Origin of the sequence: Pseudomonas sp. MH9.3, from assembly GCF_034354675.1 — a bacterium.
Lineage (GTDB): Bacteria > Pseudomonadota > Gammaproteobacteria > Pseudomonadales > Pseudomonadaceae > Aquipseudomonas.
This window is the reverse complement of sequence record NZ_CP133785.1, coordinates 2,222,926-2,235,861: the sequence shown is the minus strand read 5'-3', so window position 1 is coordinate 2,235,861 and position 12,936 is coordinate 2,222,926. Positions and strand designations below refer to the sequence as shown.

General features: G+C 61.2%; 15 protein-coding genes. 14 read left to right on the top strand and 1 reads right to left on the bottom strand.

Annotation, left to right across the window (positions count from 1 at the left end; genetic code table 11):
- The first annotated feature begins 550 nt into the window (after positions 1 to 550).
- Genes rluC through RHM60_RS09605 form a run of 3 tightly spaced genes read left to right on the top strand, consistent with a single transcriptional unit; the run spans position 551 to position 3,164 of the window.
- Entirely contained in the window at positions 551 to 1,510 is a 960-nt protein-coding gene (gene rluC, locus RHM60_RS09615; RefSeq protein ID WP_322214287.1) for a 23S rRNA pseudouridine(955/2504/2580) synthase RluC, read from the top strand.
- Positions 1,497 to 2,159: an HAD-IA family hydrolase gene (locus RHM60_RS09610; RefSeq protein WP_322214286.1), complete on the top strand. Its 663-nt coding sequence runs from the start codon at positions 1,497 to 1,499 to the stop codon at positions 2,157 to 2,159. The genes rluC and RHM60_RS09610 overlap by 14 nt, the downstream gene beginning before the upstream one ends.
- 21 nt (positions 2,160 to 2,180) lie before the next feature.
- A complete protein-coding gene (locus tag RHM60_RS09605; protein ID WP_209983953.1) occupies positions 2,181 to 3,164 on the top strand; it encodes a S49 family peptidase in 984 nt (327 codons plus the stop codon).
- 132 nt (positions 3,165 to 3,296) lie between these two features.
- Here the strand turns inward: RHM60_RS09605 and RHM60_RS09600 are convergent, their stop codons facing one another.
- On the bottom strand, positions 3,297 to 3,875 hold the full coding sequence (locus RHM60_RS09600; RefSeq protein WP_322214285.1) for a nucleoside triphosphate pyrophosphatase: 579 nt from the start codon (positions 3,873 to 3,875) through the stop codon (positions 3,297 to 3,299).
- Positions 3,876 to 3,980: 105 nt separating this feature from the next.
- On the opposite strand from RHM60_RS09600, the gene RHM60_RS09595 reads away from it, so the two are divergent.
- The 11 genes from RHM60_RS09595 to RHM60_RS09545 all read left to right on the top strand — a co-directional run bounded on the left by RHM60_RS09595 (position 3,981) and on the right by RHM60_RS09545 (position 12,916).
- Positions 3,981 to 4,511, top strand: coding sequence for a YceD family protein (locus RHM60_RS09595; protein WP_003233480.1), 531 nt, complete (start codon positions 3,981 to 3,983; stop codon positions 4,509 to 4,511).
- Between the two features lie 13 nt (positions 4,512 to 4,524).
- Positions 4,525 to 4,707: a 50S ribosomal protein L32 gene (gene rpmF, locus RHM60_RS09590; RefSeq protein WP_003179396.1), complete on the top strand. Its 183-nt coding sequence runs from the start codon at positions 4,525 to 4,527 to the stop codon at positions 4,705 to 4,707.
- Between the two features lie 4 nt (positions 4,708 to 4,711).
- Positions 4,712 to 5,722, top strand: a complete 1,011-nt coding sequence (plsX, locus tag RHM60_RS09585; RefSeq protein ID WP_209983949.1) for a phosphate acyltransferase PlsX — start codon at positions 4,712 to 4,714, stop codon at positions 5,720 to 5,722.
- A gap of 127 nt (positions 5,723 to 5,849) precedes the next feature.
- Positions 5,850 to 6,788: an ACP S-malonyltransferase gene (fabD, locus tag RHM60_RS09580; RefSeq protein ID WP_322214284.1), complete on the top strand. Its 939-nt coding sequence runs from the start codon at positions 5,850 to 5,852 to the stop codon at positions 6,786 to 6,788.
- Positions 6,789 to 6,816: 28 nt separating this feature from the next.
- Positions 6,817 to 7,560: a 3-oxoacyl-ACP reductase FabG gene (gene fabG / locus RHM60_RS09575; RefSeq protein ID WP_209983944.1), complete on the top strand. Its 744-nt coding sequence runs from the start codon at positions 6,817 to 6,819 to the stop codon at positions 7,558 to 7,560.
- A gap of 191 nt (positions 7,561 to 7,751) precedes the next feature.
- On the top strand, positions 7,752 to 7,988 hold the full coding sequence (gene acpP, locus RHM60_RS09570; protein ID WP_003175607.1) for an acyl carrier protein: 237 nt from the start codon (positions 7,752 to 7,754) through the stop codon (positions 7,986 to 7,988).
- Positions 7,989 to 8,099: 111 nt separating this feature from the next.
- Positions 8,100 to 9,344, top strand: a complete 1,245-nt coding sequence (fabF, locus tag RHM60_RS09565; RefSeq protein WP_057010090.1) for a beta-ketoacyl-ACP synthase II — start codon at positions 8,100 to 8,102, stop codon at positions 9,342 to 9,344.
- A complete protein-coding gene (gene pabC, locus RHM60_RS09560) occupies positions 9,344 to 10,159 on the top strand; it encodes an aminodeoxychorismate lyase (RefSeq protein ID WP_322214283.1) in 816 nt (271 codons plus the stop codon). The genes fabF and pabC overlap by 1 nt, the downstream gene beginning before the upstream one ends.
- Position 10,160: 1 nt before the next feature.
- Positions 10,161 to 11,282, top strand: coding sequence for an endolytic transglycosylase MltG (gene mltG / locus RHM60_RS09555; RefSeq protein ID WP_231423774.1), 1,122 nt, complete (start codon positions 10,161 to 10,163; stop codon positions 11,280 to 11,282).
- A gap of 19 nt (positions 11,283 to 11,301) precedes the next feature.
- Positions 11,302 to 11,934, top strand: a complete 633-nt coding sequence (gene tmk / locus RHM60_RS09550) for a dTMP kinase (protein ID WP_231423773.1) — start codon at positions 11,302 to 11,304, stop codon at positions 11,932 to 11,934.
- Positions 11,927 to 12,916, top strand: coding sequence for a DNA polymerase III subunit delta' (locus RHM60_RS09545; protein ID WP_015372760.1), 990 nt, complete (start codon positions 11,927 to 11,929; stop codon positions 12,914 to 12,916). Before tmk ends, RHM60_RS09545 begins: the two co-directional genes overlap by 8 nt.
- The last annotated feature ends 20 nt before the right edge of the window (positions 12,917 to 12,936 follow it).

Here is a 12,936-nt window from a genome sequence, read left to right as displayed (position 1 = left end):
CAACCGGCGACTGTGGACGAGATGAAGCGTCTAAATATAAGCCTAGTGCTACACGGTCCGACGGTTGTGCATCTCCACCCTACACGTATCCCTGATAATTCGGGTGCTGCCGCGCGCAGAATCCGCAGCGGGTTGGCATTTACCGTGGGCTCCAATGGGGAGTCCACGCTCATGGCTAAACAAGACTCAATGTGGGCGACTGCGCTCACATCCAGCTCTTAACAGGCGTTGTTTCCGAAGCATTCGCCGTGGTCCGGCACAAGACTGACTGCACTTTGTGAACTGGCCGTAAATATCGGCGCAAAACGCGAGTATTCACTCTGCTTTCTGCACTCGCTTCAGGCCTCATGTCACCTGCGCTTGTTACAATCCTGAGCCTTCCAGGGTGGCAAACGCCCCGTAGGACGGCCTCGCGTCCTGATGAATTGCGATGGTCAGGGCCGGCAGTTTGCCGCAAGTCCTCTGTCCAGGCCGCTTTTGGCGGCGTTCGCGACTATAGCAGCAATGATTAAGTGCTTCAATTCCATAAAAAATTGTTATCATCGCCGCCATGACGACTACCGCCCCCCCGACCCCCAGCGTCCAGCTGCTTGAGGTCTCGCCGGAATATGCCGGCCAACGCATCGATAATTTTCTCCTGGCCAGGCTCAAGGGCGTGCCCAAGACCTTGATCTACCGCATTTTGCGTAAAGGCGAAGTGCGCGTGAACAAGGGCCGGATCAAGCCCGAATACAAGCTGCAGGCCGGCGATATCGTGCGGGTGCCGCCGGTACGTGTGCCTGAGCGTGACGAGCCGGTGCCGTTGGCACAAGGCCTGCTGCAGCGCCTCGAAGACTCCATCGTGTTCGAAGATAACAAACTGATCGTAATCAACAAGCCCTGCGGCATTGCGGTGCACGGCGGCAGCGGCCTGAATTACGGCGTGATCGAGGCCTTTCGTCAGTTGCGCCCGGACGCCAAGGAACTGGAGCTGGTGCATCGCCTGGACCGGGACACGTCCGGCCTGCTGATGATCGCCAAAAAGCGCAGCATGCTGCGCCACCTGCACACCGCCCTGCGTGGCGACGGCGTGGATAAACGCTACATGGCACTGGTGCGTGGCAACTGGGCCAGCTCGATCAAGAGCGTGCGTGCACCGTTGCAGAAGAGCAACCTGCGCTCCGGCGAGCGCATGGTCGAAGTGGACGAGGAGGGCAAAGAAGCCCTGACCCTGTTCAAGGTGCTGCGGCGTTTCGGCGATTTTGCGACCATGGTCGAAGCCAAGCCGGTCACCGGACGTACTCATCAGATTCGCGTGCACACCCTGCATGCGGGCCACTGCATTGCCGGCGATACCAAGTATGGCGATGAGGGGTTCTCCAAGGAGATTCGCGATCTGGGTGGCAAGCGCCTGTTCCTGCACGCCTACATGCTCACGGTGCCGCTGCCCGATGGCGGTGAGTTGAAGTTGCAGGCGCCGGTCGACGAGATGTGGGCCAAGACCGTGGAGCGCCTGAGTGTCGCACCTTGACTACAAGCTGCTGATTTTTGATTGGGACGGTACGCTGGCCAACTCCATTGGCCGGATCGTCGAGTCGATGCACATGGCGTCGACCCGCTCGGGCTTTGAGCTGTGTTCGGATTTTGCGATCAAGGGCATCATCGGTCTGGGCCTGCCTGAAGCGATCCGCGCTTTGTACCCCGAGATCGGCGACGCCGAGTTGATCGCGTTCCGCAACCATTACGCCGACCACTACATCGCGCTGGAAGCCGAGCCTTCGCCGCTGTTCGAGGGCGTGGTGCAGTCGCTGGATGCGTTTCGCGCCGAGGGTTATCACTTGGCGGTTGCCACCGGCAAGGCGCGTCGCGGCCTTGACCGCGTACTCAAGGCCCATGGCTGGGAAGATTACTTCGACATCACTCGTGCCGCCGACGAGACTGCCAGCAAGCCCCATCCGCTGATGCTGGAGCAGATCCTCGCTCATTGTGGCGTGTCGCCGCGTCAGGCCTTGATGGTGGGCGATGCCTCCTTCGACCTGATCATGGCGCGCAACGCCGGCATGGACAGTGTGGCGGTCAGCTACGGCGCCCAATCCGCCCAGGCCCTGCAGCAATACGAGCCCAGGCTGACCATTGATCATTTTTCGCAATTGCAGGCCTGGCTTGGCCAGGCCCAATAAGTTTTTGCCGGGGTTAAGCGTATGAGTGACGAGTGGAAAGCGCCTGAAAAGGCCGAAAGCGGTGATGACAAAAGCTGGAAGCTGCTGGAGAAGACTCTCCTGGCCAGTGTCCAGGAGCAACGGCGTGCGCGGCGTTGGGGGATTTTCTTCAAACTGCTGACCTTCACTTACCTGTTGTTGATGCTGGCACTGTTCAGCCCGCTGATGGACATGGAAAAAAGCGCCACCCGTGGCGCCCACTACACTGCCTTGATCGAAGTGCGCGGGGTGATTGCCGACAAGGAACCCGCCAGTGCCGACAATATTGTCGGCAGCCTGCGTGCAGCGTTTGAAGACAGCAAGGTCAAGGGCGTGATCCTGCGCATCAACAGCCCGGGCGGCAGCCCGGTGCAGTCGGGCTATGTCTACGACGAGATTCGCCGCCTGCGTGCCCTGCACCCGGAGACCAAGCTGTACGCGGTGATTTCCGATCTGGGTGCTTCAGGGGCCTACTATATTGCCAGCGCCGCCGACCAGATCTATGCCGACAAGGCCAGCCTGGTGGGCTCCATTGGTGTGACGGCGGCCGGTTACGGTTTTGTCGGCACCATGGAAAAGCTCGGTGTGGAGCGGCGCACCTACACGTCGGGTGAGCACAAGGCGTTCCTGGACCCGTTCCAGCCGCAGAAGGCCGATGAAACCCAGTTCTGGCAGAGCGTGCTGGACACCACCCATCGCCAGTTCATCGCCAGTGTGAAGCAGGGTCGTGGTGATCGGCTGAAGGACAAGGACCATCCAGAGCTGTTTTCCGGGCTGGTGTGGTCGGGCGAGCAAGCCCTGCCGTTGGGCTTGATCGACGGCCTGGGAAGTGCCAGTTCGGTGGCACGGGATGTGATCGGCGAGAAGGAGTTGGTTGACTTCACGGTAGAGGAATCGCCGTTTGACCGCTTCTCCAAGAAGCTCGGTGCCAGCGTGGCGGAGAAGCTGGCCTTGTACATGGGCTTCCAGGGGCCGGCGCTGCGCTGATCTCTCAAGGCCGATGTGATTCATAGGGGGGAGGGGGCTTGCTCCCGATAGCGGTGCATCAGTCAGCTTATCTACAAGCTGGCCCGCCGCAATCGGGAGCAAGCCCCTGCCACATTTGGGTTGTGTGTGGCTTCAGGGGATTTGCACGCCCTCAGCCAGCAACATGTCCACCAGTCGAATCAGCGGCAGGCCCACCAGGCTCGTGGCGTCTGGCCCTTCGGTACTCTGGAACAAGCTCACACCCAGTCCTTCAGCCTTGAAGCTGCCCGCGCAATCATAAGGTTGCTCGGTATGCAGGTAGCGCTCGATACGTTCGGCATTCAATTCACGCATCTGCACGGTAAACGTCACGCAGTCCACCTGGCAGCGCCCGGTCTGGCTGTTCAGCAGTGCCAGCCCGGTCAGGAAATTCACACGCTTGCCGCTCGCCGCCAGTAACTGTTCGCGGGCGTTTTCGAAGGTGTGCGGCTTGCCGATAATCCGGCCTTCCAGCGCGGCAACCTGATCGGAGCCGATAATCAAGTGTCCGGGATGGCTGCCGGCCAGGGCGCGAGCCTTGCCTTCGGCCAGGCGCTTGACCAGCTCGACCGCGGACTCATTCTGGCGATGGCTTTCGTCGATATCCGGCGAGTTGCACGTGAACGGCAGGTGCAGGCGGCTGAGCAATTGCCGGCGGTAAACCGAGCTGGATGCGAGTAATAAAGGCAGCATGGGCGTCTCCTCAAGGCAGCGGCCGATTCTAGCGGCGTGACCGGCTGACGCACAGGGCTGAATTTCCTTTGACATGGCCGGGTGCATCCCTATAATGCTGCGCCTATGTTGAATGACCCGATTCCACCTCACGTTGACCCGCGCAAATTGGCTGATCGTGGCACTTCCCTTCAAGGTGAAGTACTGCTGGCCGATTTGGAGAGACTCTGCGACCCGCTTTCCGACACTGTCGGTACGGTCCAGGCCAAATTCGTTTTTGAACGAGATGAACGTAAAGCTGTGGTCATTCACAGCGTTATCGACACCGAAGTCAAAATGGTTTGCCAGCGTTGTCTTGAGCTGGTCACCCTGCCGATCCACAGCGAGTGCAGTTATGCCGTGGTGAAGGAGGGTGCGAATACCCAGTCGTTGCCGAAAGGTTATGACGTGCTGGAACTGGGCGAAGATCCTTTGGATCTGCATGCACTGATCGAGGAAGAGCTTCTGCTCGCCTTGCCCATTGTGCCTGCTCATCATCCGGAAGAATGCCAGCAGCCGGAGGGGCTCGATGACGAGCCCGAACCGAGCGAGGACGAGGTAACGCGGTCCAACCCGTTCAGTGTATTGGCGCAGTTAAAGCGTGACCCAAACGTTTAGGAGTTAATCAATTATGGCTGTTCAGCAGAACAAAAAATCCCGCTCCGCCCGTGACATGCGTCGTTCCCACGATGCTCTCGAGGCTAGCACCCTGTCTGTAGAAAAAACCACCGGTGAAGTTCACCTGCGTCACCACGTATCGCCAGAAGGCGTATACCGTGGCCGTAAAGTGATCGACAAGGGCGCTGACGAGTAATCACTTGTCTGCTCAAGTCATCGCGATTGACGCAATGGGCGGGGACTTCGGTCCCCGCAGCATTGTTCAGGCCTGCATTGCCAGCCTGTCTGCCACGCCCTCGCTGCACCTGACCCTCGTCGGTCAACTCTCCCTACTTGAAGAATTGATTGCCAGCCATCCGGCGGTGGATCGCGCGCGCCTGACGATTACGCCGGCCAGCGAAACCATCGGTATGGATGAAAAGCCATCGATGGCCCTGCGCGGCAAGCCCGATTCTTCCATGCGGGTGGCCCTTGAGTTGTTGCGCGATGGCAAGGTGCAGGCCTGTGTCAGCGCCGGCAACACGGGGGCGTTGATGGCATTGTCGCGGCATGTGCTCAAGACGCTGCCGGGGATTGATCGGCCGGCAATGGTGGCGGCAATCCCGACGCAGAAAGGCTATTGCCAGCTGCTGGACCTGGGGGCCAACGTCGATTGCAGTGCCGAGCACCTGTTCCAGTTCGCGGTAATGGGCTCGGTGGCCGCCGAGGCGCTGGGCGTTTCCCGGCCGCGGGTAGCCCTGCTGAATATCGGCACCGAAGACATCAAGGGCAACCAGCAGGTCAAGCTTGCCGCTGGCTTGTTGCAAGGTGCGCGGGGCTTGAATTACATCGGCTTTGTCGAGGGCGACGGCTTGTACCGGGGCGAAGCCGATGTGGTGGTGTGCGACGGGTTTGTCGGCAATATACTGCTCAAGTCCAGCGAAGGCCTGGCGACCATGATTGCCGCGCGGATCGAAGCGTTGTTCAGGCAGAACCTGCTGTCGCGCATGGTCGGTGCGCTGGCGTTGCCCCTGATGCGTCGCTTGCAGGCTGACCTGGCACCGGCCCGGCATAACGGTGCAAGCTTTCTGGGTTTGCAGGGCATTGTGATCAAAAGCCACGGTTCAGCGGGTGTGCAGGGCTTTCAGAGTGCGATTGCGCGGGCCGTGATCGAGATCCAGGAAAACCTGCCGCAACGCCTGCACGGCCGTCTCGAGGACCTGTTGCCTTAGGCGAATCGACCCGGGAATGCTTAAATGTGACCGGCCAGTTCAATTGACCATCCAATCTGTCAGTTTCGTGCGCTCCCACCGTAGGGGTGAGCATTTTTCTACGACCAGATCATTAGGGGCTTGTTACATGTCTACATCCCTCGCATTCGTCTTTCCAGGGCAGGGTTCGCAGTCCCTCGGCATGTTGGCCGAGCTGGGCGCGCAATTCCCGCTGATCCTGGACACCTTCAAGGAAGCTTCCGACGCCCTGGGTTACGACCTCTGGGCACTGACCCAGCAAGGGCCGGAAGAGCAACTCAATCAAACCGATAAAACCCAGCCGGCCATCCTGACCGCCTCGATTGCCCTGTGGCGCGTGTGGCTGGCCGAAGGCGGCGCGCATCCGGCATTTGTCGCCGGTCACAGCCTCGGCGAATACAGCGCCCTGGTAGCGGCCGGCAGCCTGACCCTTGCTGAGGCGGTCAAGCTGGTCGAGCGTCGTGGCCAGTTGATGCAGGAAGCCGTCCCGGCCGGGCAGGGCGGCATGGCCGCTATCCTCGGTCTGGACGACGCGGTAGTGATTCAGGCCTGTGCTGAGGCGGCTCAGGGTGAGGTGGTGAGCGCGGTAAACTTCAACTCCCCTGGCCAGGTGGTCATCGCCGGCGCCAAGGCTGCGGTCGAGCGCGCCATGGAAGGCTGCAAGGCACTTGGCGCCAAGCGTGCCTTGCCGTTGCCGGTGAGCGTGCCGTCGCATTGCGAGCTGATGCGCCCGGCAGCCGAGCGGTTTGCCGAGTCCATCGCCGCCATCGACTGGCAGGCGCCGCAGATCCCGCTGGTGCAGAACGTCAGTGCGGCCGTTGCCGCCGATCTCGATACCCTCAAGCGTGACCTGCTGGAGCAGTTGTACAAGCCGGTCCGTTGGGTTGAATCGGTGCAGACCCTGGCCGCCAATGGCGCTACGCAGTTGGTCGAGTGCGGCCCGGGCAAAGTCCTGGCTGGCCTCAACAAACGCTGCGCCGACGGCGTGTCGACTGCCAACCTCAATACTCCGGATGCCTTTGCTGCCGCACTCGCGGCGCAGGCTTGACCCGATTTCGAACTTAGGAGAAGCCTGCATGAGTCTGCAAGGTAAAGTTGCACTGGTTACCGGCGCCAGCCGAGGCATTGGTCAGGCGATTGCCCTGGAACTGGGCCGTCAGGGCGCCGTTGTGATCGGTACCGCCACCTCCGCGCCGGGCGCCGAGCGCATTGCCGCGACCCTCAAGGAGCATGGCGTGCAGGGTACCGGTATGGAACTGAATGTGACCAGTGATGAGTCCGTCACGGCCGTACTGGCCGAGATCACGGCACAATTCGGCGCACCGGCTATTCTGGTCAACAATGCTGGCATCACCCGCGATAACCTGGTGATGCGCATGAAAGACGACGAGTGGTACGACGTGGTCGATACCAACCTGAACAGTCTGTTTCGCCTGTCCAAGGGCGTTTTGCGCGGCATGACCAAGGCGCGTTGGGGACGAATTATCAATATTGGCTCCGTAGTGGGTGCCATGGGCAACGCAGGCCAAGTAAACTATGCCTCCGCCAAGGCCGGCCTGGAAGGTTTCAGCCGTGCACTGGCGCGTGAAGTCGGCTCGCGTGCGATTACGGTCAACTCGGTGGCCCCTGGGTTCATCGACACCGATATGACCCGCGAACTGCCGCAAGCACAGCGTGACACCTTGCTTGCGCAGATTCCGCTGGGCCGTCTGGGCCAGGCTCAAGAGATCGCGAATGTGGTCACTTTTCTGGCATCCGACGGTGCGGCATACGTGACTGGGGCTACAATCCCAGTGAACGGCGGGATGTACATGAGTTAAATTGTGACGGATCGCTTCAAAAAAATGTCATACGAGCTGTCTAAAATCCGTTATAAAGCTGCAACTTAATTTATAGGCAGGTGGCCGACCGGGTACAGGGTGAAGCTTTCAGTTGAAAAGCTGAAATGGCTTTCTATACACTTACCCACTGGCCAGCTGCCTGAATTTGTCCATTAGGAGTTAAACAAGGTATGAGCACCATCGAAGAGCGCGTCAAGAAAATCGTTGCCGAGCAACTGGGCGTTAAGGAAGAAGAAGTGGTCAACACTGCCTCCTTCGTAGAAGACCTGGGTGCCGATTCCCTTGACACCGTTGAGCTGGTGATGGCTCTGGAAGAGGAATTCGAGACCGAAATCCCGGACGAAGAAGCTGAAAAAATCACTACTGTTCAAGCTGCTATCGACTACGTTACCAGCCACCAGGCGTAATAGTTTGTAGTCGTCGCTTGCTGTCAGGGAAAAACCGCACTGCTGTAACGGCGTGCGGTTTTTTCTTTAGCGCTGATGAAAAGTGTCGTCATCAAGAAAAAGGAGAGTGCTGTGTCGCGTAGACGCGTCGTAGTCACCGGTATGGGTATGTTGTCGCCACTGGGTACGGATGTGCCGAGCAGTTGGCAGGGCATTCTGGCTGGCCGCAGTGGTATCGGTCTGATCGAACATACGGACCTTTCTGCCTATTCCACCCGTTTTGGCGGCTCGGTAAAGGGCTTCAATGTCGAGGAATATCTCTCGATCAAAGAATCCCGCAAGCTCGACCTGTTCATTCAATACGGCCTGGCCGCCGGTTTTCAGGCGGTGCGTAACGCAGGCCTGGAAGTCACCGACGCCAACCGTGAGCGTATCGGTGTGGCCATGGGCTCGGGTATTGGCGGTTTGACCAATATCGAAGAAACCAGCCGCATCCTGCACGATTCCGGCCCGCGTCGAATTTCACCGTTCTTCGTACCGGGCTCGATCATCAATATGATTTCCGGTTTCCTGTCCATCCACCTGGGTGCACAGGGCCCCAACTATGCCATTGCCACGGCGTGCACCACGGGCACCCATTGCATCGGCATGGCGGCGCGCAATATCGCCTACGACGAAGCTGACGTGATGATCGCCGGTGGCGCCGAGATGGCCGCCTGCGGGCTGGGTATGGGCGGCTTCGGTGCGTCCCGTGCGCTGTCGACCCGCAATGACGAGCCCACCCGTGCCAGTCGTCCGTGGGACAAGGGCCGCGATGGTTTCGTGCTGTCCGATGGCGCCGGTGCGTTGGTGCTCGAAGAACTGGAGCATGCCAGGGCGCGTGGCGCCACCATCTACGCCGAGCTGATCGGCTTTGGCATGAGCGGCGACGCCTTCCACATGACCTCGCCACCGGCCGACGGTGCCGGTGCTGCGCGGTGCATCACCAATGCCCTGCGCGATGCCAAGGTCAATGCCGACCAGGTGCAGTACATCAATGCCCACGGCACCTCGACGCCGACCGGCGACCTGGCGGAAGCCGAAGCCATCAAATCGGTGTTCGGCGAGCACGCCTACAAGCTGGCGGTCAGCTCCACCAAGTCCATGACCGGCCACTTGCTGGGTGCGGCGGGTGCGGTCGAGGCGATCTTCAGCGTGATGGCCATCAAGGACCAAGTCGCTCCGCCGACCATCAACCTCGATGAGCCGGACGAAGGCTGCGACCTGAACTTCGTGCCCCACGAAGCCCAGCCGATGCCGATCGACGTGGCAATTTCCAACTCGTTCGGTTTTGGTGGCACCAACGGTTCCCTGGTGTTCCGCCGGTTCGCCGAGTGATGCACAGTTGGGTCGACGGTCAGCCAGCGGACAGCGTGCCCCTGAAAGATCGCGGCCTGGCCTACGGTGACGGCCTGTTCGAGACCCTTGCGGTCAAGAGCGGGCGGCCGGTGCTGCTTGAGCGTCACCTGCAGCGTCTCGAAGAAGGTTGCAGGCGCCTTGCCCTGGCGGCGGATCACGGGTTGATCCGCAGTGAAGTACAGGCCTTTGCCGCCGCCCTGGGTGACGGCGTGCTCAAACTGATCCTCACCCGCGGCGACAGCCTGCGCGGCTATGGCATCAACCCCGGCGCCCCGCTGCGTCGAATTCTGCAAGGCTCTGCGCCTGCGACCTATCCCTTGGCCCATGAGACGTTCGGCATCCGCCTGTTTCCCTGCGCCACCCGTTTGGCCGAGCAGCCGCTGCTGGCCGGCCTCAAACACCTTAACCGTCTCGAACAAGTGATCGCCCGCGCGGAATGGCAGGACGCCGAGCATGCCGAAGGCCTGATGCTGGATATGTCCGGTCGCGTCATCGAAGGCGTGTTCAGCAACCTGTTTCTGGTGCGCGACGGCATGTTGCTGACCGCTGATCTGAATCGTTGCGGAGTGGCCGGGGTGATGCGCGCCGAGATCCTGGCCCAGGCACAGGCGCTGGGCATCCCGGTGGCCGTGGCTGACATCAGCCTGGAGCACCTGCAGCAGGCCGATGAAGTCTTCGTCTGCAACAGCGTTTATGGCATTTGGCCGGTGCGCGGCTGTGCTGCGATGAGCTGGTCGGTTGGGCCGCTCACCCGTAAACTGCAAGGCATCGTTCGCGCGCTATTGGATATTTGAGTTGATACGAAAACTGATTGTACTGCTGCTGATCGGCCTGTTCTCGGCAGCGTTGCTGGTGGGGGTTGGCGCCTGGAAATACGAGTCTGCCTTCAAGCAGCCGTTGAAATTGTCCCAGGAGCAATTACTCGACGTACCGGCCGGGGCCACCCCGACCGGCACGTTCAACCGCCTGGAAAACGAAGGCGTGATCGACGGTGCCTTCTGGTTGCGTCTGTACTGGCGTTTCAACCTCGACGGCCAGCCGCTGCACAGCGGCGAATACCGCATGACCCCAGGCATGACGGCCCAGGACCTGATTGGTCTGTGGCAGCGCGGCGAAGTGGTGCAATACAGCCTGACCCTGGTCGAAGGCTGGAATTTCCGCCAGGTGCGGTCCGCGCTGGCCAGGCACGACAAGATCGTGCAATCCCTTTCCGGTCTCAGCGACAGTGAAGTGATGGACAAGCTCGGTCATCCCGGCGTGTTCCCCGAGGGGCGCTTCTTCCCGGATACCTACCGCTTCGTGCGTGGCATGAGCGATGTCGAACTCCTGAAAAAAGCCTACAACCGCCTGGACGACGTACTCGCCCAGGAGTGGAGCAAGCGCGCCGCCGATGTGCCGTATACCGACCCTTACCAGGCGCTGATCATGGCGTCCCTGGTAGAGAAGGAAACCGGTGTGCCGGAAGAGCGCGCGCAGATCGCCGGGGTGTTTGTGCGCCGCCTGAAGATCGGCATGCAGTTGCAGACCGATCCCACCGTGATCTACGGCCTGGGTGAGCGCTACAACGGCAAGTTGACCCGCGCTCACCTCAAGGAAGCCAACCCCTATAACACCTACATGATTGCCGGCCTGCCGCCGACACCGATTGCCATGGTCGGCCGCGAGGCGATCCATGCCGCGTTGAACCCGGCGCCGGGCAGCAGCCTGTATTTCGTTGCCCGTGGCGATGGCAGTCATATCTTCTCCGACGACCTGGATGCGCATAATGCCGCCGTGCGCGAGTTCCAGCTCAAGCGCCGTGCCGATTACCGCTCCAGCCCGGCGCCGGCGGTGAAGCCGCTGGACGAAGTGACGCCGCCGGCCGACGCCCCAGTCGAGCCCGCGCCGGATACGGCCGCGCCGCAAAGCCCGCAATGACTATGACTAAGGACCGCCTGTGACTGGCCTGTTTATTACCCTGGAAGGCCCGGAAGGCGCCGGCAAGAGCACCAACCGCGATTATTTGGCCGAGCGCCTGCGTGCGCAGGGTATCGAAGTGGTATTGACCCGCGAACCTGGCGGCACGCCCCTGGCCGAGCGCATCCGCGACGTACTGCTGGCCCCGGCGGATGAGCCGATGAACCCCGACACCGAGCTGCTGCTGGTGTTCGCTGCCCGTGCCCAGCACCTGGCCGAAGTGATTCGCCCGGCCCTGGCGCGCGGTGCGGTGGTGATCTGCGACCGGTTTACCGATTCCACCTACGCCTATCAAGGCGGTGGCCGGGGCCTGTGCCTTGAGCGCATCGCCAGCCTGGAAACGTTCGTGCAGGGCGATTTGCGTCCCGACCTGACGCTGCTGTTCGACCTGCCGGTGGACGTGGGCATGGCCCGCGCGAGTGCCCGTGGCCGCCTGGACCGGTTCGAGCTGGAAGGCCATGGCTTCTTCGATGCCGTACGCAGCGCCTTTATTCGCCGCGCCGAGGCCGAGCCTGCGCGTTATCACCTGCTGGACGCCGCCCAGCCGCTGGCCCGGGTGCAACAGAATATCGACGCCTTGCTGCCCACTTTGCTGGAGCGCGCCCGTGGCTGAAGCCTACCCGTGGCAGGACGGCCTTTGGCAGCAACTGGCCGGCCGTGCCCAGCACGCCCATGCCTATCTGCTGCACGGGCCGATCGGCATCGGCAAACGCGCCCTGGCCGAGCGCCTGATGGCCAGCCTGCTGTGCCAGCGCCCGGTCAACCTGCACGCTTGCGGTGAGTGCAAGTCCTGCCTGCTGCTCAAGGCCGGCAGCCACCCGGACAACTACCTCCTGGAACCTGAGGAAGCGGACAAGGCGATCAAGGTCGACCAGGTGCGCGATCTTGTCAGTTTCGTGGTGCAAACCGCGCAGATGGGCGGGCGCAAGGTGGTGCTGATCGAGCCGGTGGAAGCGATGAACATCAACGCCGCCAACGCCCTGCTCAAAAGTCTGGAAGAACCGTCCGGCGACACCGTACTGCTGCTGGTGAGCCACCAGTCCAGCCGTCTGTTACCGACCATTCGCAGCCGCTGCGTGCAGCAGGCATGCCCGTTACCCAGTGAGGCCATGAGCCTGCAATGGCTGGCGCAGGCGCTGCCGGACTGCGGCGAAGAAGAACGCGTGGAGCTGCTGACCCTGGCCGCCGGTTCACCCTTGGCCGCCGTGAAGCTGCAGGCTCAGGGCGTTCGCGAACAGCGCGCGCTGGTGGTGGACGGTGTGAAGAAGCTGCTCAAGCAAGAATTGTCCGCCACGCAACTGGCCGAAACCGCATGGAAGGATATTCCACTGTTGCTGTTGTTCGATTGGTTCTGCGACTGGTCGAGCCTGATCCTGCGCTATCAGTTGACCCAGGACGAAAGCGGCCTGGGTTTGCCGGATATGCGCAAGGTGGTGCAATACCTTGCGCAGAAAAGTGCGCAGGACAAAGTGCTGGCGATCCAGGACTGGATCCTCGCCCAGCGCCAGAAGGTACTCGGCAAGGCCAACCTCAATCGCGTGCTGTTGCTTGAAGCGCTGCTGGTGCAATGGGTCGGCCTGCTCGGCCGCCGTTAATTTCCACGGCCGACGGGTGT

Bases quoted from the DNA above. Each gene is read 5' to 3' on its own strand.
- RHM60_RS09605 (WP_209983953.1), top strand. From the start codon at position 2,181: ATGAGTGACGAGTGGAAAGCGCCTGAAAAGGCCGAAAGCGGTGATGAC.
- fabG (WP_209983944.1), top strand. From the start codon at position 6,817: ATGAGTCTGCAAGGTAAAGTTGCACTGGTTACCGGCGCCAGCCGAGGC.
- rluC (WP_322214287.1), top strand. From the start codon at position 551: ATGACGACTACCGCCCCCCCGACCCCCAGCGTCCAGCTGCTTGAGGTC.
- RHM60_RS09600 (WP_322214285.1), bottom strand. From the start codon at position 3,875: ATGCTGCCTTTATTACTCGCATCCAGCTCGGTTTACCGCCGGCAATTG.
- fabD (WP_322214284.1), top strand. From the start codon at position 5,850: ATGTCTACATCCCTCGCATTCGTCTTTCCAGGGCAGGGTTCGCAGTCC.
- RHM60_RS09595 (WP_003233480.1), top strand. From the start codon at position 3,981: ATGTTGAATGACCCGATTCCACCTCACGTTGACCCGCGCAAATTGGCT.
- acpP (WP_003175607.1), top strand. From the start codon at position 7,752: ATGAGCACCATCGAAGAGCGCGTCAAGAAAATCGTTGCCGAGCAACTG.
- pabC (WP_322214283.1), top strand. From the start codon at position 9,344: ATGCACAGTTGGGTCGACGGTCAGCCAGCGGACAGCGTGCCCCTGAAA.
- rpmF (WP_003179396.1), top strand. From the start codon at position 4,525: ATGGCTGTTCAGCAGAACAAAAAATCCCGCTCCGCCCGTGACATGCGT.